Origin of the sequence: Chromobacterium alkanivorans (genome assembly GCF_016937655.1) — a bacterium.
Classification (GTDB): Bacteria; Pseudomonadota; Gammaproteobacteria; order Burkholderiales; family Chromobacteriaceae; genus Chromobacterium; species Chromobacterium alkanivorans.
Map to the genome: position 1 here is coordinate 546,814 of NZ_JAFHKL010000001.1, position 19,639 is coordinate 566,452.

The window sequence follows — 19,639 nt, forward strand, 5'->3', positions numbered from 1 at the left end:
GGTTCGCGGCCATTGTTCTATCTAGAACTTGGCAGCGGCCATGGCTGGTGATATTCTCGCTTTTTGTTATTTTGTTTTTCAAAATCACTAAAGGTTATATTGATATGCGCAAGCTGATGACGGTTCTTGTAATGGCGGGCCTGGCTGGCCAGGCGTTCGCGGCGGACTTGCTGGACACGGTCAAGCAGCGCGGCAGTCTGAAAATCGCTTTGGAAGGCACGTATCCGCCGTTCAATTTCAAGGACGCCAAACAGCAATTGACCGGCTTCGATGTCGAGATCGCCACCGAAATCGCCAAGCGCCTGAAAGTGAAGCCGGAGTTCACTACCGCGGAGTGGAGCGGCCTGCTGGCGGGCTTGCAGGCCGGCAAGTTCGACATCGTGGTCAACCAAGTGGGCGTGACCGACAAGCGCAAGGAAGTGTTCGACTTTTCCCAGCCCTACACTTACTCCAGCGCGCAGTTGATCGTACGCAAGAACGAGACCCGCGCCTTCAAGAGCCTGGCGGAACTGAAAGGCAAGAAGCTGGGCGTGGGTCAGGGCAGCAATTACGCCGATATGGCCAAGGCCGTGCCCGGCATCGAGGTGAAAACCTATCCCGGCGCGCCTGAGTATCTGCAGGACCTGGCCAGCGGCCGCGTGGACGCGGCGCTGAACGACAGCTTGCTGATCCCCTTCGCCATCAAGCAGGCCAAGCTGCCCTTGAAGGCCGGCGCGCCGGTGGGCGAGGTGGCGACGATGGCGATTCCGTTCGCCAAGAACAATCCGCAGTTCAAGGCGGCGATAGACAAGGCGCTGGGCGAGATGAAGGCCGACGGCAGCTTCAAAAAGATCTCGGTGAAATGGTTCGGCATCGATGTGTCGAAAGCGCCGGCGGCGGCCAAGAAATAAGCGGCCGTTCGGTTTCGAGTGGATAGGGCAAGACGCCCCTGCTTGCGCGGGGGCGTCGGTTTTTTGGAAAAACGTGAATGACTGACTGGATCGTCCTGTTCGAATCGGCGCTGCCGGTGTTGTTGCAAGGCGCGGGCTATACCTTGATGTTCGCGGTGGCCGCGATGGTGCTGGGACTGGCGCTGGGCTTTGTCGTGGCCTTGCTGCGCGTCGCAAGGGTGCCGCTGCTGGCTCAACTGGCCGCTTTCTATGTCAGCGCAATGCGCGGCACCCCGCTCTTGGTGCAGATTTTCGTCATTTATTACGGTTTGCCGGGCGCGGGCATCGAATTGGGACCGGTGACGGCGGGCATTCTGGCCTTGACGCTGAACGTGGCCGCCTACCTGTCGGAAAGCCTGCGCGGCGGCATCGCCGGCGTGCATCGCGGGCAGTGGGACGCCGGCCTGTCGCTGGGCTTGAGCTGGTGGCAGACCATGCGTCACATCATCGCCCCGCAGGCGCTGCGCTTGTCGGTGCCCAGCCTGTCCAATTCGCTGATCAGTCTGATCAAGGACACCTCGCTGGTCTCGGTGATCACCGTGACCGAGTTGATGTTGGCGACCAAGGAGGTGATCGCCCAGACCTTCCAGCCTCTGCCGCTGTATCTGGCGGCGGCGGCGATCTATTGGGTGTTGAGCGCCAGCTTCGAGCGGGTGCAGCGCTATGTGGAGCAGCGCTTGGAGCTGGCGCACAAGCGCTGAACGTGTCCAAAGAAAAAGCCCCGCGTTGCGGGGCTTTGTCGCATCGGGCTCAGGCCGGAGCGTAGAGATTTTCTATCATTGCGCGGCAGCGCTCGGCAATCACCTTGCGGCGCAGCTTCAGCGTGGGCGCCAATTCGCCGGCGTCGACGCACCAGGGCTTGTCGACCAGGGTGAATTTCTTGATGTGCTCCCAGTTGCCGAAGTAGCGGTTGAAGCGCTTGATTTCGCGGTCTATCAGCTCGACGATCTTGGGATGGCTGCTCATCTCGCTGTCGGTGGTGTAGGCGACGCCGTGTTCGGCGCACCATTCCTTCAGTTTTTCGAAAAGCGGGACAATCAACGCCGCCGCGTATTTCTGACCGTCGCCCACCACCATGATCTGGTCGATGAAGGCGGATTCCTTCAGCTTGTTCTCCAGCGCTTGCGGCGCGATGTATTTGCCGTTGCTGGTTTTGAACATTTCTTTCTTGCGGTCGGTGATGCGCAAGTAGCCGTGTTCCAGCACGCCGATGTCGCCGGTGTGCAGCCAGCCGTTGTTCAACGCTTCGGCGGTGAGCGCCGGCTCCTTGTAATACCCGAGCATCACATTGTCGCCGCGCACCAGGATTTCGCCGTCGTCGGCCAGGCGCACTTCCACGCCGGGCAGCGGCAGGCCCACGCTGCCGATGCGGGTGTCTCTGGCGTTGAACGGGTTGGCGGAGATCACCGGCGCGGATTCGGTCATGCCGTAGCCTTCCGCCACCGACACGCCGCAGGCCCAGAACAGCCGCGCCAGCCGCGGCTGCAGCGCGGCGGAGCCGACATTGATCCATTTGAGTTCGCCGCCCATCGCGGCGCGCCATTTGCGGTAGACCAGCTTGTCGGCCAGCGCGTGCTTGGCGGCCTCCAGCGGCGAGCGCCGCGCATTGGGGTCGAAGCGCTCGGCGCGCTCCACCGCCCACAGATACAGGCGACGCTTGAGGCCGCTGAATTCACGGGCCTTGCCCACCAGTTTGTCGTGGACTTTCTCCAGCACGCGCGGCACCGCGCTGAAGGTGTGCGGACGGATGTCGGCCAGCGCGGAGGACAGGCATTCCACGCTGGAGAAGTAAACGCCGGCGCTGCTGTACATATAGTAGAACACCCCGGCGCGCTCGAAGATGTGCGACAGCGGCAAAAAGCTCAGCGCGCGGCATTCGCCGTGCGGCAGGCGGGTGAACTCCGCGGTGGCGATCACGGTGCTGAGCACGTTGCGGTGCGACAGCATCACGCCTTTGGAGCGTCCGGTGGTGCCGGAGGTGTAAATGATGGTGTAAACGTCGTCCGGCTGGATCGCGTCGCGGCGGCCTTCCAGCTCGGCTTGCCGTTCCGGCTTGGCCAAGGCCAGGATCTCGGTCCAGGACGGGCAGCCTTCGATCTGGCTCAGGCCGTAGATCGGGCAGCTGAACTTGCCCAGCGCCTCATGCAATTTGCGTTGCAATGCGGCATTGCCGACGAAAGCGAGCTTGACCTCGGCATGAGTCAGGATATAGCGTGCATCATCAAGGGTCATTGTGGGGTAGAGCGGCACGCTGACGGCGCCGATTTGTTGCAGCGCCAGATCGGCGAGCACCCATTCGATGGAGTTGTCGGCGGCAATGGCGACCTTGTCGCCGCTGGCGATGCCCAATTCCAGCAGACCCAGGCTGAAGCGGTTGACGCTGTCCGCGACTTCCTCGGTGGACAGCCTGCGCCATTCCTTGCCGGCCTTGGCGGCGAGGCAGTCGGTGCGCGGGTGGCGTTCGAGTTGGCGGGGCAGGATGTCAAATACGCGTTCTAGCTTCATTCGTACAATTGTTTGAATGCGAAACGCTGCAAAATAGTCCTAAAGCGCGTGGATGTAAAGTCAAAGCTGCTAAGAATTTAGTCAAGATCAAGGGAGTAGTCGCCGTTTTAGCGGCGGTTTCCTTGAAGTTTTCGAAAAATGATGAAAGAGTCATGGCTGCGGCGCGCTAGGCGCTTGATTGCGGTCGGTTTGTCCGACAAAGCGGACAAGTAAATGATTTTTTGAGGAAAAGCCGTGAAATTTGCAACCAGATCCATTCATGTCGGCTATGACAACGCAGATCATGGCAAGGCGGTGATGCCGCCGGTGTACCAGACTTCGGTGTTCGAATACGGGCATGTCGGCGAATCCATGCCCTTTGTTTACGCCCGCACCGGCAATCCCACGCGGGCGGCGCTGGAAGCCTGCCTGGCCAGCCTGGAAAACGCCCGTCACGGCCTGGCCTTCGCCAGCGGCATGGCGGCCATAGACGCGGTGCTGCGCGGCTGCCTGAAGCCGGGCGACGAAGTGATTGCGGTGGCGGATCTTTACGGCGGCGCTTACCGCTTGTTGACCAAGGTGATGGAGCCGGCGGGCGTCAAGGTCGTTTTCGCGGATTTGAGCGACAGCCGGAAGCTGGAAACGCTGATCAGCGCGCGGACCAAGTTGTTGTGGCTGGAGTCGCCCACCAACCCGCTGTTGGGCATGGTGGACATCGCGGAGCTGGCCAAGACCGCGCACGCGCACGGCGTCCGGGTGGCGGTGGACAGCACTTTCGCCACGCCTTATCTGCAGAACCCGCTCGATTTGGGCGCCGACATCGTCGTGCATTCCGCCACCAAGTACTTGGCCGGCCACTCCGACGTTCTGCTGGGCCTGGTGGCGGTCAGCGACGACGCGCTGCACCGCGAGATCAAATTCATTCAGAACGCCGCCGGCGCGGTGCCGGGGCCGCAGGATTGCTTCCTGACCCTGCGCGGCATCAAAACCCTGCATTTGCGCATGGATCGGCATTGCGACAACGCGGAGCGGGTGGCGGATTATCTGCGGTCGCATCCCAAGGTGGAGCGGGTGTTCTTCCCGGGGCTGCCGGAGCATCCGGGGCATGATTTGGCCGGCCGTCAGATGCGCCGCTTCGGCGGCATCGTCAGCATCTGGCTGAAGGACGACAGCCGCGAGGCCGCCAGCCGGCTGGCCGAGCGCTTGCGTCTGTTCGCGCTGGCCGAGTCGCTGGGCGGAGTCGAGTCGCTGATCAATCACAGCTACACCATGTCGCATGGCGGCATGCCGCCGGAGCAGAAAGCGCAATTGGGCATACGCGAAGGCGGGGTAAGGCTGTCGATAGGCATTGAGGATATCGACGACATCCTGGCCGACCTGGAGCAGGCTCTGGCGGACTGATCTGGCTGGGCTGTCTTTCAACCGACGCCCGAGAGGGCGTAATCGAGGAAAAATATGGCTTCCGCTTTGTGCCGTCGCTGGCAGTTGCACACCCCTTTGATTCAGGCGCCGATGGCGGGCGGCGCCACCACCCCGGCCCTGGTGGCCGCGGTCAGCCAGGCCGGGGGCCTGGGCTTCCTGGCGGCGGCGCTGCTGCCGCCCGAACGCTTACTCAGCGAAGCCGCCGCGGTGCGGCGTCTCACCGACAAGCCCTTCGGCATCAATCTGTTCGTGCAGGACGATCCGGCTCCCAGCCGGGAGGTCTTGCAGCAGGCGCTGGAGTGGCTGGCGCCGCTGCACCGCGAGCTGGGCCTGCCGGCGCCGGCAATCCCGGAGCGCTTCTGCGAGCCGTTCGCGCGCCAGTTCGAAGCGCTGTTGGAAGCCAAGCCGGCGGTCGCGAGCTTCACCTTCGGCATCCTCAACCGCAATCAGCTCAAATTGTTGAAGCAGGCCAAGATAGACGTGATCGGCACCGCCACCAATATGGCGGAAGGGCTGGCCTGGGCCGAGCTGGGCGCGGACGCGATCTGCGCCCAGGGCCGGGAGGCCGGCGGCCATCGCGGCACCTTCATCGGCCGGCCGCAGGACAGCCTGCGGCCCACGTTGTCGCTGGTTTACGAGCTGGCGCAGAACCAGCCGCTGCCGGTGATCGCCGCCGGCGGCCTCATGCATGGACGCGACATCGCCGCCGCGATGCGCCACGGCGCCCAGGCGTGCCAGCTGGGCACCGCGTTTTTGCGTTGCCCGGAATCCGGCATTTCCGCCTTGTGGAAAAGCGAGCTGGCCAAGGCCGCGCCCGGCGGCACCCGTTTGACCCGAGCCTTTTCCGGCCGCCCCGCGCGCGGCCTGAACAACCGTTATATGGAGTTGATGGCCGACAAGGAAGAGCTGGTGCCCGCGTATCCGGTGATGAACGCCTTGACCGGGCCCTTGCGCGCCGCGGCGGCCAAGGCCGGGTTGCGCGACTTTTTGTCCTTGTGGGCGGGGGAGAACGTGGCCGCCGGCCGCGAGTTGCCGGCCGGGCAGCTGGTCGCCACGCTGCACGAGGAGTGGCTGGCCGCCTACCGTTGAGCGCCGCGGCGGCGCAGGCTTGAAGCCGGGGTCGATCTGGAGCACAATACTTGAGTAATTTACTTGGGTATTGGCGAGCAATGGATACAGCGATCGAAGAGAAATACACGGTTCAACCCATCTTGTGGCTGCGGCGCTGGGCGGACAATCTGCTCAGCTTCCGCTTGCGGCGGCCGGACGCCTATCGGTTTGAGCCGGGGCAGTTCGCGCGGCTGGGCTTGCCGCTGGGAGAACAGGGCGGCCAGGTGTGGCGGGCGTACTCGATGTGTTCCGCGGTGACCGACGAGTATCTGGAGTTTTATTCCATCGTGGTGCCGGACGGCCAGTTCAGTTCGCGCCTGGCGCGGCTGCAAGTGGGCGCGGAAGTGATGTTGGACAAGAAGGCGATGGGCTTCTTCCTGGCGGATCGGCTGCCGGCGGGCGAGGATTTGTGGCTGCTGGCCACCGGCACCGGCTTGGCGCCGTATTTGTCGATTCTGCAGGATCCGGGCCAGTGGCGGCGCTTCGAACGCATTGTGCTGGCGCATTGCGTGCGGCACGCAGCTGAGCTCAGCTATCAGGATGTCATCGCCGCTTTATGCGAGCATCCGCTGTGGGACGAGCACGGGCACAAGCTGCAATACCTGCCCATCGTGACGCGCGACGCTCCGGAGGGGGTGTTGAACGAGCGCATTCCGGCCTTGCTGGCCAATGGAGGCCTGGAGCGGGCGGCGGGGCTAGCGATGTCGCCGGAGCACTCGCGCTTCATGATCTGCGGCAACCCGGCCATGGTGGAGGACACCCATAGGCAGCTGATGAAGATGGGCTACCGGATGAGCCGGCAAAGCGCGCCGGGCCATCTGGTATTGGAGAACGGCTGGTAGCCGTCGCAAGCCGGCCGGCCTACAAGGCCTTGCTCATGAACAGGCTGAGCGGGTCGGGCCGGTAGTCGCCGTACGGCGGACAGGGATCGAATCCGGCGCGCCGGTACAGGCCGATGGCTTCAGGCTGCGACACGCCGGTTTCCAGTTTCAGCGCGGACAGGCCGGCGGCGCGGGCTTCTTCCTCCAGGCGCGCCAGCAGCGCCTGAGCCACGCCCTTGCCGCGTTGGGACGTCGCCACGAACATGCGCTTGATTTCACCGTAATCCTCATGCGGCACCAGCGCGGCGCAGCCGACCGCCGCATGCTTGTCGTCGCGGGCGACGATGAAGCAAACCTGCTGGCGCTCCAGCTCCGCCGGGGCCATCAAGTGATTGCTTTCCGCAGGGTAGAGGGCGGCCTGGTATTCGTCCAGTTGTCGAATCAGTTCCAATACATCGCGTTGCCGCGGCGATTCCCGTTGCAGATGCATGGCGCTATTACTTGTTGGCGTTGGCGAGCAGGGCGCCGAACAGCAGAAAAGTTATGCCGCCGGCCTTGTTCACCCACTTGCCGCCGCGTTCGCTGGCCAGCCAGCGCCGCGCGCGTTGCGCGGTCAGCGCGTACACGGTGTGGATCAGGATGATCAGGCTGCTGAAGGTGCCGACCAGCAGCAGGAACTGCGGCGCGTAAGCGCCCTGGGTGTCGATAAACTGGGGGAAGATGGACAGAAAGAAGAAAATGGATTTGGGATTGGTCAGTTGCACCGCCATGCCTTCCCCAAAGCGCCGGGCAAAGCCGCGCGGCTGGGTTTGGATCTCATCGAAGCGGAAAGCCGGCGCGCGCAGCAGCTTGACGCCCAGGTAGAACAGATAGGCGGCGCCTATCCACTTCATCACGGTGAAGGCCAGCGCCGAGGCGGCCAGCAGCAGGCCGAGGCTGGTGGCCGACACGCCGGCGACGATGAAGGAGCCGCAGGCGGTGCCGAGAATGCCGCCCATCGTGCCGCGCAGGCCGAAGCGCAGCGAATTGGTCAGGGTCATCAAAATGCCGGGGCCGGGACTGAGCACGGTGGCGGCGGCCATCAGCAGATAAAGCGGATAGTGTTGCATGAGGATTGTTCTGGTTGGGGGGGCGGGCCCTTAGTCTACGCAGGGTTCGCCATCGATGACAATGTTGTTGCGCGCGCGCCTGGGCCGCGCGGTTTGGGAGAACGAGCTATGACGGTACGCGTCGTGCAATTGGGCAGTCCGCGCCACCCGCAGGAGGGCACGCGCATCGGCACGGTGCGGCGGCCGCCGCGCGGGGTGCCCAAGGAGGCGTTTGCCAGCGGCGACTGGTACGACGTGTGGTTTCCCAACCTGGCGCCCAGCGCGGAACTGGTGAAACAGGCGCAGGCGGCGCAGAGTCCCGCCGAGTGGCAGGCGTTCGAGCGCGCGTATCGCGCCGAGATGAAGGCGCCGGCGCAAAGCCGCGAGCTGGATTTGCTGGCGGCGTTGTCGCACGGCAGCCACTTTTCCATCGGCTGTTATTGCCAGGACGAGACGCGCTGCCACCGTTCGGTGTTGAGAGCTTTGCTGGGAGAACGCGGCGCGGCGCTGGAGTGAGGCTTTGATTCCGCCGGGCAGGCTCGTATCATATCGGTTTGTATTTATCCGGAATGTCCGTCATGCCTGATTTGTCCACGCTATTGTTGTTCAGCCTCGCCTGCGTCGCGCTGGCGGCGACGCCGGGGCCGGACATGCTGTTGATCGCCAGCCGCAGCGCCAGCCAGGGACGCCGAGCCGGTTTCGCCACCTTGGCGGGCATCCAGATGGGCACTTACTGCCATGCGCTGGCGGCGGCCTTCGGCCTGGCGCAGCTGTTCATGCACGCGCCGCTGGCCTACGATGCGGTGCGCATCGCCGGCGCCGCTTATCTGTTCTACCTGGCCTGGACGACGCTGCGTAGCCGCAGCGTGTTGAGCGTTCCCGGCGCGGCGGGCGCGCAGTCGATGCCGCGCATCGTGGCCCAGGGCCTGATCACCAATCTGCTCAATCCCAAGATGGCGCTCTTCGTGTTGGCCTTGTTTCCCCAGTTCGTGCATCCGGCCGCGGGGCCGGTCTCGTTGCAGATCATGGTGCTGGCGACCTTGCTGAACGCGATAGGCTTGCTGATCAACGGCGCGATCATCCTGGCGGCCAGCCGTTTCGGGCGCGCGCTTGGCGACAGGCTGGGAAGCAGCCGGCTGCCGCAATGGCTGCTGGCCTCGGTGTTTGGCGGCTTGGCTTTGCGCTTGGCGCTGGCGAGCAAGGACTGATAGCGCCTGTTCAACGCCTCATGCGCCGCGCTTGGCCCAGGGCAGGATCAGTTGGGCGATGACGCCGCCGTTGGCGGCGTTTTGCACGTGCAGCTTGCCGCCCTGGGCCCGCGCCAAGGTTTCGCAGAGCGGCAAGCCCAGGCCCATGCCGCGCGAGCGGGTGGTGAAGAAGGGCAGGAAAATCTTGGGCAGGATGGCGTCGGCAATGCCCGGGCCGTTGTCTATGACTTTGAAGCGGTAGTTGTGTCCGTCGCTTTCGCCGCTGATCACGATGCGGCCGCCTTGTTCCTGCAGCGCGTCGCAGGCGTTCTGCACCAGGTTGTGCAGGATCTGCTCCAGCGCGGTGCGCTCCGCGCGCGGCCATTCTTCCGGGCTTAAGTTATGCCACTCCAGCGTGATGTTCTGATTGGCCAGCTCGGCCTGGCGCAGGAACAGCAGGGAGTTCACCAGCGCGTCGGGATCCAGCGGGGTGGTTTCCGTGGCTTTGGGATGGGCCAGCAGACGGCTGAGCCGGCTGATCAGCGCCGCGGCGCGGCGCGCCTGCGCGCCGGTAGCCTGCAGCGTATCGCGCGCGGCTTCGCGTTGCGAGGGTTCGTCCAGCGTCCGTTCCAGCTGGCGGGTATTGGCGATGATGGCGGTCAGCGGCGGGTTGAGTTCCTGGGCCAGCCCGGCCATCATTTCATTCAGGGTATTGAGCCGGGCTTGAGCGGCCAGCCGGTCCTGCTGCTGCTGGCGCTGTTGCGAGGCGCGTTGGCGATGTCTGGCGTAGAGCGCGACGGCGACGGCGGCCAGCAGCGCGTTCCACAACAGGATTTCCATCCAAGGCAAGCTGTTCCAGCTCAAGGCGGTGCGGCTGGACAGGCGGAAGGGCTGACTGGCGCTGGGCAGCTTGCGATCCAGGCTCAAGTCCCAGTCATTGGCTTGTCCGCCGGCCTTGCGTTGCAGCAATTCGATGCGGTGGCCGCGCAATTGCAGCGAGATGTTTTCCAGAGGTTCGGGCAGTTCGGCCTGGACCAGCATGCGCAGCGGGTCGATCAGCAGCGCCCAGCCGTCTGGGCTTTGCAGCCAGTAGCGTTGTTGCGAGTCGAAGCCGAGAATGGTCTGGCCTTGTTGCTGGGCCTGCCACAGCAAGGCCAGAGGCGGGCGCAGGCCGCCGGGGTCGCCATGCCATTGCTGCTGCCGCCAGTAGCCGATGGCGCTCAACTGCGGCATGGCCGTTTGCAGGCGCTTGAGCATGTCGGCCGGCAAACGGCTTTGCTCCGAGGCGGCCAGCGTGGCCAGCACCGCGTCGTGTTGCGAGGCTTTCTGGCTCAGCAGGCGCAGGGTGATGAAGGATTCCTGGCGGAAGCGCTGCTCCAATTCGCCAAACTGGCGCCAGCCCAGCCATAGGCAGCCCGCCAGGCTGAGCAACAGCCAGGCGGTGAGGGCGTAGCGGCGATCCAATGACATCATGGCGGCGATTATCGCACGCCGCCGAGGGCGCGCCAGCCTGGTGTGTTAAGGATTATTGTGTAGAAAGTGTGCGGCGGGCGGAGCGCCGCCCGCCGTTCCTCATTTCACGCAGTCGACGCAGTAGACCTTGCGGCCGTCAAGCTCCGCCGCCACCAGCCCGTGCACATCGGTTTCAAAGCCGGGCAGCTCGCGGTTGAAGTCCTGGGCGAACCGCAGATAGTCGACGATGGTCTTGTTGAAACGCTCGCCGGGGATCAGCAGCGGGATGCCCGGCGGGTACGGCGTCAACAGCACCGCGGTGACGCGGCCTTCCAGCTGTTCCACCGGCACGCGCTCGATTTCGCGGTGGGCCATTTTGGCGAAGGCGTCGGCCGGGCGCATCGCCGGCTCCATTTCCGACAGATAGATCTCGGTGGTGATGCGGGCCACGTCGTGCTTGCTGTAGAGCTGGTGGATGCGCTGGCACAGATCGCGCAGGCCGACGCGCTCGTATTGCGGATATTTGGCGATGAACTCCGGCATCACCCGCCACATCGGCTGGTTCTTGTCGAAGTCGTCCTTGAACTGTTGCAACAGGGAGATCAGCGTGTTCCAGCGGCCCTTGGTGATGCCGATGGTGAACATGATGAAGAAGCTGTACAGCCCGGTCTTTTCCACCACCACGCCGTGTTCGGTCAGGTACTTGGTGACGATGGCGGCGGGAATGCCCATCTCTTCGAAACTGCCGTCCACATCCAGGCCCGGGGTCAGCACCGTGGCCTTGATCGGGTCCAGCATATTGAAGCCGTCCTCGATGCCGGCGAAACCGTGCCAGCGCTCGTCCGGACGCAACTGCCACTCGGCCGGGTCGCAGATGCCGTCGTCGGACAGGTCGTCCGGGCCCCAGACGCTGAACCACCAGTCGCGGCCGTATTCCTCGTCCACCTTGCGCATGGCGCGGCGGAAGTCCAGCGCCTCCACCAGCGACTCTTCCACCAGCGCCTGTCCGCCCGGCTGTTCCATCATCGCCGCGGCCACGTCGCAGCTGGCGATGATGGAATATTGCGGGCTGGTGGAGGTGTGCATCAGATAGGCCTCGTTGAACCAGGCGGTATCCAGCTGACGCTGCTCCGGGTCCTGCACCAGGATCTGCGAGGCCTGGCTGATGCCGGCCAGCAGCTTGTGGGTGGACTGGGTGGAGAAGATCAGGCTGTCCTTGCAGCGCGGCCGCCCTTCGCCGATGGCGTGGAAGTCGCCGTAGAAATCGTGGAAGCCGGCGTGGGGCAGCCAGGCTTCGTCAAAGTGCAGGGTGTCGACCTCGCCGTCCAGCAGATGCTTGATTTCCTCCACGTTGTAGAGAATGCCGTCGTAGGTGGACTGGGTCAGCGTCAGGATGCGCGGCTTGGCCTGCGGGTTCTTGGCCAGCGCTTCGCGGGCGAAGGGATTGGCCTGGATTTTCTTCTTGATGTTGTCGAGCTGGAATTCGGACTTCGGAATCGGGCCGATGATGCCGTAATGGTTGCGCGTCGGCATCAGGAACACCGGGATCGCGCCGGTCATCATGATGGCGTGCAGATTGGATTTGTGGCAGTTGCGGTCCACCAGCACGATGTCGCCGGCCGCCACGCAGCTGTGCCAGACGATCTTGTTGGAGGTGGAGGTGCCGTTGGTGACGAAGAACAGATGGTCAGCGTTGAAGATGCGCGCGGCGTTGCGCTCGGAGGCGGCGATGGGGCCGGTGTGGTCCAGCAACTGGCCCAGTTCGTCCACCGCGTTGCAGACGTCGGCGCGCAGCATGTTCTCGCCGAAGAACTGGTGGAACATCTGACCCACCGGGCTTTTCAGGAAGGCGACGCCGCCGGAGTGGCCGGGGCAGTGCCAGGAGTAGGAGCCGTCGTGGGCGTAGTCCACCAGCGCGCGGAAGAACGGCGGCGCCAGGCTGTCCAGATAGCTTTTGGCTTCGCGGATGATGTGGCGGGCGACGAACTCCGGCGTGTCCTCGTGCATGTGGATGAAGCCGTGCAACTCGCGCAGGATGTCGTTGGGGATGTGGCGCGCGGTGCGGGTTTCGCCGTACAGATAGACCGGGATGTCCGGATTGCGGCGACGGATTTCCGCGACGAAGCCGTAGAGCTTGCCCAGCGCTTCCTGCGCCGCGTCCTCGGTGTGGAATTCCTCGTCGTCTATCGACAGGATGAAGCCGGCGGCGCGGCTTTGCTGCTGGGCGAAGGAAGTCAGATCGCCGTAGCTGGTGTAGCCGATCACGCTCATGCCTTCCGCCTCCATGGCGGCGGCGAGTTCGCGGATGCCGGAACCGCTGGTGTTTTCCGAGCGGAAGTCCTCGTCGATGATCACGATGGGGAAATGAAAACGCATACCTGAGTCCTTAGTTGCTTTAACTCGGACACGCGCGGGGCGGGACGCGGGTTGGCCGCCGGTTCGCCGTAGGCGGGGCCGGAGCCGCGGGCACCTGTAACCCTTTGCGGTGTCACTCGGTGCGCGTTGGGGCGCAGTTCTGTACGCACGGGCAGACGCGGGGTCCGCCGCCGCCATGGAGGCTGGCCTTGAGGCGCGAATAAAAACAGGGCGCTTTGCGCCGCGGTCCGTAGTCGGCTCGCGCTGGAATCCGCGCGGGCTTCACGTCTGCCGGCCTGGAGAACATCCCAAGAAAGCGCGCATTTTAGACCTTTTGCTTGTCATGTTGTTGCGCAGCAAAAACTTTTCGGCGAAAAAAACGCCCGGCGGCGGCCAGGCGCGGTGCGGCGAAGCGGCCAGGGGAACGCAGCCCCTGGTCAACGGATTGTTTTTAATCGCATTTGTCCTGAGGCGCGCCATCTTGACCGCTTGCCGGCGCAGCCGGCGGCGGCTGTTGTTTTTTGCCACGTCGGGCCCAGTACAAGCCCAGGGCCTTGGCGACGATGGCGCCGCCGCTGAGCAGCAGCAGAAACAGCAAGGGCGCGGCCACCAGCCAGGGGAAGAAGGCGATCAGGCCGGCGAAGATCAGCAGGGCCATGCCTATGGTCAGGAAGGCGGACGCCTCGCTGGCGTCGACGTTGCGGGTGCCGCGCACCACCACGCCCAGCGCGTCCCCGATCCGCGCAGCTTGCCGCGCGGCGGCGCTGGCGCCGCTGATGGCGGCGGTGTGCGGCGGCAACAGCAGGCCGTGATAGTCCTTGGGACGCGGCTTGGTCAGCGTCGGGCGGCGGCGTTGACCGGCCAGAATCACTTCGGTGGCGTGGTCCAGATCCTGCAGGAATTGCTCGGCCAGCTTTTCCGCCAAGGCCTGGTCCTCCACCGCCACGTCCAGTTCGCGGTTGGCCAGCCAGCTGGACAGATTGAGATTGGTGGAGCCGATGCGCGCCCAGCGGCCGTCCGCCACCGCGGTCTTGGCGTGGATCATCGGGCCGTCCCATTCGAAGACGCGCACGCCGGCTTCCAGCAGCGGGCGATACTGGGTGCGCGACACGGTGGCGATCCAGCCGATGTCGCTGGAGCGCGGCACCAGCAAGCGGACGTCGACGCCGTCGCGCGCGGCCTGTTTCAGCGCGGTCAGATACATGCTGGTGCCCATGAAGTAGGCGTCGGTCAGCCACAGCGTGCGTCGGGCGAAGCAGGCGATCAGCAAATCCAGGCGCATCATTTGCGCGGTGGCGGGCGTGGTGGCGATCAGACGCGCCGCCACGGCGCCGCGGTTCTCCGCCGGCGGCGGGGTCAGCCATTCCTCGGGCAGCGGGCCGCCGCAGCTGGCCCAGCTGTCGGCGAAGGCGGCCAGCGCGTCGGCCGCCAGCGGTCCGCTGAATTTGACGCCGGTATCGCGCCAGGGCTCTTGGCCGCGTTCCGGCCGCCCTTCCCAACTGGAACTGATGCACAGGCCGGACACGAAGACGGTCTGGCGATCAATCACGATCAGCTTGCGATGGTTGCGGCCCAGCATGCTGAGGCCGGCGGTCAGCGACGGGGGGTTGTAGGCGCGCAATTCCGCTCCCGCGGCCTGCAAGGGCTTGAAAAAACTGCCCAGATGGGTTTTCCAGCTGCCCAGCCAGTCGTAAAGCACGCAAACCTTCACCCCGGCGCGCGCGCGCTCGGTCAGCAGGTCCCGCACCCGCAGGCCGAACGCGTCGTTGGCGAAGATATACATCTCTATGAATATCGACTCCCGGCTGTCGGCGATGGCTTGTTCCCAGGCCGGGAAATTCTCCGCGCTGTCGTAGAGCAATTCCAGGTGATTGCCGCCCACCAGCGGGGCGCCGGCGGAGCGGGAAAACGCCTGCTCGGCCAGGTGACGGATCAGCTCCTGATTGGCGGGGGAAGGGGACAGGATGGGCATTATGCTTGGCTATTGTTTGACAATATACTTGATTCGATTAAAAGAGCCATTTTGGATGTCCTTGACAAGGCGGCTTGACAGTCGTTTTATTGAACGTTCGCGTCACAAAATCACAATTAATCCGTCGTAAAAATACGATTTTTCGACATCGAAAAATTAAAAAACATGCTGTAACTTGATGATTTTTATCGTCTAATGCGGTGCACAAAAACCGGTTGCAGGGTCAAGCTCCTTGCCCTTAGAATCGAAACATTCGTTTCACATTATAAGCAGGACAAAGCTATGGACAGACAACGCTGGCTACAGGGCACCCTGTACCATCCGGACTTCGAACAGGATAGCTGCGGTTTTGGCTTGATCGCCCAGCTTGACGATAAACCCAGTCACTGGCTGGTGGATACCGCCATTTCCTCGCTGGCCAAACTGACTCATCGCGGCGCAGTGGCCGCCGACGGCAAATCCGGCGATGGCTGCGGCCTGCTGTTTCGCAAGCCGGACGGTTTTTTGCGCGAAGTCGCCGCTGAGGCCGGCTTGGCGCTGAAGCCAGTGTACGCCGCCGGTCTGGTGTTCCACCATCCCGATTCGGAACAGGGCGAGCGCAGCTTGCGCCGTCTGCGCGAGTTCCTGGAATCCCAGGGATTGGAGGTGGCCGGCTTTCGGCAGGTTCCCACCGACGACAGCGCCTGTGGGGAGGCGGCCTTGGCATCGCTTCCCGCCATGGTCCAGGTCTTTGTTAACTGTCCGTTCGGCATGGACGAATTAATGTTCCAGCGCCGTTTGTACATGGGTCGTCGCCAGGCTGAGAAAGCCAATAAGGCGGACGACCCGTTTTTTTATCTGCCGACCTTGTCGCCGCACACCCTGTCCTACAAAGGCTTGGTGACGCCGGAGAACCTGTCCAAGTTCTTTCTGGATTTGAACGATCCCCGCTTCGAGTCCAGCCTGGCTGTGTTCCATCAGCGCTTCTCCACCAATACCTGGCCGCAATGGAAGCTGGCGCAGCCTTTCCGTTTCCTCGCCCATAACGGCGAAATCAACACCGTGCAGGGCAACCGTCATTGGGCGCGCGCGCGCGAGCGCATCATGGCCTCTCCGCATCTGGACATGGACGCGGTGCGTCCCATCGTGCAGACCGACGGTTCCGACTCGATGTCGCTGGACAATATGCTGGAAGGCCTGCTGATGGGCGGCATTCCGCTGTTCCGCGCGCTGCGCCTGCTGGTGCCGCCGGCTTGGCAGAATGTGGACTCCACCGACAAGGACTTGCGCGCCTTCTACGAATTCAACTCCATGCATATGGAGCCCTGGGACGGCCCGGCCGGCATCGTGCTCACCGATGGCCGCTACGCCGCCTGCATGCTGGACCGCAACGGTCTCCGGCCGGCGCGCTGGGTGTTGACCCGGGACAATGTGCTGACCATCGCCTCCGAAGTGGGGGTGTGGGACTACCAGCCTGAAAACGTGGTGCGCAAGGGCAGGGTCAAGCCGGGTCAGCTGTTCGCCGCGGATCTGGCCACCGGCGAGCTGTTGCTGCCGGAGGAAATCGACGCTCAGCTCAAGAGCGCCAAGCCGTACCGGCAATGGATCAAGGACAGCGCCAAATACCTGGAGCTGTCGATCGAGGACGACGCCGGAGTCGAACCTTTGTCCAAGGACGAGCTGGCGCGCCTGCAGAAGTTGTTCAACATCAGCTTCGAGGAACGGGATCAGATCCTGCGCGTGCTGGCCGAGGACGGCCAGGAGGCGGTGGGTTCGATGGGGGACGATACGCCGATGGCGGTGCTGAGCCGGAAGGTGCGCTCGCCGTTTGATTATCTGCGCCAACAGTTCGCCCAAGTGACCAACCCGCCGATCGACCCCATCCGCGAAGCGGTGGTGATGTCGCTGAATACGGTGTTCGGACCCGAGCGCAATATGTTCGAGGAGAGCGCCGAGCACGCCAAGCGGCTGGAAGTGCGTTCGCCGGTGCTGTCGCACGAGAAATTCACCCGCGTCACCACGCGGCCGGAGCCCTATCTGAAGGCGACGACCTTTGATCTGTGCTACGACCCGGTCGAGACCGATCTGCGCCAGGCGATAGAGAGCCTGAGCCGGCATGTGGTCGAAGCTGTGGAGGAGGGCACTGTCATCGTCGTGCTGTCCGACCGCCACGTGACGGCGCAACGGCTGCCTATTCCTGCCTTGTTCGCCACTGGCGCGGTGCATCACGCGCTGATCGACAGCGGCCTGCGTTGCAAAACCAATATCGTGCTGGAAACCGGCACGGTGCGCGACGCGCACCAGATGGCCTGCATCATCGGCTACGGCGCCACCGCGGTCTACCCTTACCTGGCTTACCAAAGCATCATCGAGCTGGTGCAGAGCGGCGAGGTCAAACTCAAGCTCAACGAAGCCTTGCAGCACTATCGCAAGGGCATCAACAAGGGCCTGCTCAAAGTACTGTCCAAGATGGGCATCTCCACCATCGCCTCCTATCGCGGCGCGCAGCTGTTCGAAGCGGTGGGCATTCACGAAGAGGTGGTGGAGCTGTGCTTGAAGGGTACGGTGTCGCGGGTGTCGGGCGCGGGTTTCTCCGACTTCGAGGACGATCAGCGCAAGCTGGCGCGTTTCGCCTTCAACCCGATGCGGCCGATCTCCCAGGGCGGCTTGCTCAAGTACGTGCACGGCGAGGAATACCACGCCTATAACCCCGATGTGGTGACCCTGCTGCAAAAAGCGGTGCAGAACGACGATTACCAGGCCTATCAGCAATACGCCGAGGCGGTGAACCAGCGCCCGGTGGCGATGCTGCGCGACCTGATGCAGGTGCAGCCGCTGGGCGAGCCCATCTCCATCGACGAGGTGGAGCCGGTGGAAGCCATCCTCAAGCGCTTCGACTCCGCGGGCATGTCGCTGGGGGCCCTGTCGCCGGAGGCACACGAGGCGCTGGCGATAGCGATGAACCGTCTGGGCGGGCGCTCCAACTCCGGCGAGGGCGGCGAGGACGCCGCGCGCTACGGCACGGAGAAGATGTCCAAGATCAAGCAGGTGGCGTCGGGACGCTTCGGCGTCACGCCGCATTACCTGGTCAATGCCGAAGTGCTGCAGATCAAGGTGGCCCAGGGCGCCAAGCCGGGCGAGGGCGGCCAGCTGCCGGGCGACAAGGTGTCCGGCCTGATTGCGCGGCTGCGCCACGCCAAGGAAGGCATCAGCCTGATCTCGCCGCCGCCGCATCATGACATCTATTCGATCGAAGACCTGGCGCAGCTGATTTTCGACCTCAAGCAGGTCAATCCGTCCGCGCTGGTGTCGGTCAAGCTGGTGGCCGAGCCCGGCGTCGGCACCATCGCCGCCGGCGTGGCCAAGGCCTACGCCGATCTGATCACCATCTCCGGCTACGACGGCGGCACCGGCGCTTCGCCGCTGACCTCGGTCAAATACGCCGGCTCCCCTTGGGAACTGGGCCTGTCCGAAGCGCAGCAAGTGCTGCGCGCCAACGGCCTGCGCGGCCGGGTGCGGGTGCAGACCGACGGCGGCTTGAAGACCGGGCTGGATGTGGTCAAGGCGGCGATGATGGGAGCGGAAAGCTTCGGCTTCGGCACCGGGCCTATGGTGGCGCTGGGCTGCAAATACCTGCGCATCTGCCATTTGAACAACTGCGCCACCGGCGTAGCCACCCAGGAAATCAAGCTGCGCTCCAAGTACTTCACCGGCTTGCCGGAAATGGTGATGAACTATTTCCTGTTCATCGCGCGCGAAACCCGCGAGTGGATGGCCAAGCTGGGCGTGCGCAATATGGAGCAGTTGATCGGCCGGATGGACCTGCTGAGCCTGGCGGCCGGCGACACCGATAAGCAGCAGAAGCTCGACCTATCCCCCTTGTTGTCACAAGGCCGGGTGCCGGACAGCGAGCCGCGTTTCTGCGTCAGCGCCAGCAATCCCTCCTTCGACAAGGGCGAATTGGCGGAAGCCATTCTGCAGGACGCCTTGTCCGCCATCCACAATAAACAGATGCTGGAGCTGAGCTACCCAATCGAGAACACCCACCGCTCCATCGGCGCGCGCCTGTCCGGCGAGATCGCCCGCGTTCACGGCGCCGCGGGCTTGCCGTTCGGCTGTCTCAAGATCAAGTTCAGCGGCAGCGCCGGTCAAAGCTTCGGCGTGTGGAACGCGTCCGGCCTGCACCTGGAGTTGGAAGGCGACGCCAACGACTATGTGGGCAAGGGCATGGCCGGCGGCCGGGTGACCATCTACCCGCCCAAGAACGCCGGATACCGGGCGGGCGAGTCCATCATCATCGGCAACACCTGTTTGTACGGCGCCACCGGCGGACAACTGTTCGCCGCCGGCGTGGCGGGCGAGCGTTTCGGGGTGCGCAACTCCGGCGCGCTGGCCGTCATCGAAGGCGCGGGCGACCATTGCTGCGAATACATGACCGGCGGCAGCGTCATCGTGCTGGGCGAAACCGGCTACAACTTCGGCGCCGGCATGACCGGCGGCTTCGCCTTCGTCTACGACCCGAATGAGAAATTCGCCTATCGCTACAACAACGAGCTGATCGACATCCATCTGATCAACGGCGAGGCCATGGGCATGTATCGCGCCTATCTATTGGAAAAGATCGCCAAGCACGTTGAGTTGACCGGCTCCGAGACGGCCAAGGCGATGCTGGAGAACTTCGACGATTACGTCGACTACTTCTGGCTGGTCAAACCCAAGGCGGCCAAGCTAGACAGCCTGCTCAAGGACTAAGACGCGCAGGGCGGGGCGGCTCAGACGCCGTCCCGCCCACACCTCATTCAAAATCCGGCCGCCGGCGAGCGGCGGGTACAGCAAGACA

At 63.9% G+C, this 19,639-nt stretch carries 14 protein-coding genes; 8 read left to right on the top strand and 6 right to left on the bottom strand.

The annotated features are described in order from the left end of the window. Window positions 1-116: 116 nt before the first annotated feature. Window positions 117-890: a transporter substrate-binding domain-containing protein gene (locus tag JW897_RS02575; protein WP_231589262.1), complete on the top strand. Its 774-nt coding sequence runs from the start codon at window positions 117-119 to the stop codon at window positions 888-890. Window positions 891-967: 77 nt separating this feature from the next. Then, the gene (locus tag JW897_RS02580; protein WP_205465087.1) at window positions 968-1,630 is read left to right on the top strand and encodes an amino acid ABC transporter permease; all 663 of its coding nucleotides are present in this window, start codon (window positions 968-970) and stop codon (window positions 1,628-1,630) included. Between the two features lie 49 nt (window positions 1,631-1,679). Here JW897_RS02580 and JW897_RS02585 read toward each other — a convergent pair whose 3' ends face one another. Beyond that, window positions 1,680-3,434, bottom strand: a complete 1,755-nt coding sequence (locus JW897_RS02585; RefSeq protein ID WP_048414146.1) for an AMP-dependent synthetase/ligase — start codon at window positions 3,432-3,434, stop codon at window positions 1,680-1,682. 234 nt (window positions 3,435-3,668) lie between these two features. Here JW897_RS02585 and JW897_RS02590 point away from each other — a divergent pair, with 234 nt between their 5' ends. The 3 genes from JW897_RS02590 (at window position 3,669) to JW897_RS02600 (ending at window position 6,787) form a co-directional block, all read left to right on the top strand. Beyond that, complete coding sequence (locus tag JW897_RS02590; RefSeq protein WP_205465088.1) at window positions 3,669-4,814, top strand: aminotransferase class I/II-fold pyridoxal phosphate-dependent enzyme; 1,146 nt, start codon at window positions 3,669-3,671, stop codon at window positions 4,812-4,814. A 54-nt stretch (window positions 4,815-4,868) separates the two neighbouring features. Further along, complete coding sequence (locus JW897_RS02595; protein WP_205465089.1) at window positions 4,869-5,924, top strand: NAD(P)H-dependent flavin oxidoreductase; 1,056 nt, start codon at window positions 4,869-4,871, stop codon at window positions 5,922-5,924. Window positions 5,925-6,004: 80 nt separating this feature from the next. Next, the gene (locus JW897_RS02600; RefSeq protein WP_205465090.1) at window positions 6,005-6,787 is read left to right on the top strand and encodes a ferredoxin--NADP reductase; all 783 of its coding nucleotides are present in this window, start codon (window positions 6,005-6,007) and stop codon (window positions 6,785-6,787) included. A 19-nt stretch (window positions 6,788-6,806) separates the two neighbouring features. Here the strand turns inward: JW897_RS02600 and JW897_RS02605 are convergent, their stop codons facing one another. Continuing rightward, complete coding sequence (locus tag JW897_RS02605) at window positions 6,807-7,256, bottom strand: GNAT family N-acetyltransferase (RefSeq protein ID WP_205465091.1); 450 nt, start codon at window positions 7,254-7,256, stop codon at window positions 6,807-6,809. A gap of 7 nt (window positions 7,257-7,263) precedes the next feature. Further along, window positions 7,264-7,875 carry a LysE family translocator gene (locus JW897_RS02610; protein ID WP_205465092.1) on the bottom strand — a complete coding sequence of 204 codons (612 nt, stop codon included), beginning with the start codon at window positions 7,873-7,875 and terminating at the stop codon, window positions 7,264-7,266. A gap of 108 nt (window positions 7,876-7,983) precedes the next feature. On the opposite strand from JW897_RS02610, the gene JW897_RS02615 reads away from it, so the two are divergent. Further along, window positions 7,984-8,370: a DUF488 domain-containing protein gene (locus tag JW897_RS02615; protein WP_205465093.1), complete on the top strand. Its 387-nt coding sequence runs from the start codon at window positions 7,984-7,986 to the stop codon at window positions 8,368-8,370. A gap of 62 nt (window positions 8,371-8,432) precedes the next feature. Further along, window positions 8,433-9,062 (top strand): LysE family translocator, encoded by a 630-nt coding sequence (locus tag JW897_RS02620; RefSeq protein ID WP_205465094.1) that lies wholly within the window; start codon window positions 8,433-8,435, stop codon window positions 9,060-9,062. A gap of 18 nt (window positions 9,063-9,080) precedes the next feature. Here JW897_RS02620 and JW897_RS02625 read toward each other — a convergent pair whose 3' ends face one another. From JW897_RS02625 to JW897_RS02635, 3 genes are all read right to left on the bottom strand, one after another. Beyond that, window positions 9,081-10,514, bottom strand: coding sequence for a sensor histidine kinase (locus tag JW897_RS02625; protein WP_205465095.1), 1,434 nt, complete (start codon window positions 10,512-10,514; stop codon window positions 9,081-9,083). A gap of 99 nt (window positions 10,515-10,613) precedes the next feature. After that, the gene (locus JW897_RS02630) at window positions 10,614-12,869 is read right to left on the bottom strand and encodes an arginine/lysine/ornithine decarboxylase (RefSeq protein WP_043589911.1); all 2,256 of its coding nucleotides are present in this window, start codon (window positions 12,867-12,869) and stop codon (window positions 10,614-10,616) included. A gap of 430 nt (window positions 12,870-13,299) precedes the next feature. Beyond that, window positions 13,300-14,820 (bottom strand): phospholipase D-like domain-containing protein, encoded by a 1,521-nt coding sequence (locus JW897_RS02635; protein WP_205465096.1) that lies wholly within the window; start codon window positions 14,818-14,820, stop codon window positions 13,300-13,302. 282 nt (window positions 14,821-15,102) lie between these two features. On the opposite strand from JW897_RS02635, the gene gltB reads away from it, so the two are divergent. Beyond that, the gene (gene gltB, locus JW897_RS02640) at window positions 15,103-19,551 is read left to right on the top strand and encodes a glutamate synthase large subunit (protein WP_205465097.1); all 4,449 of its coding nucleotides are present in this window, start codon (window positions 15,103-15,105) and stop codon (window positions 19,549-19,551) included. Window positions 19,552-19,639: the final 88 nt, after the last annotated feature.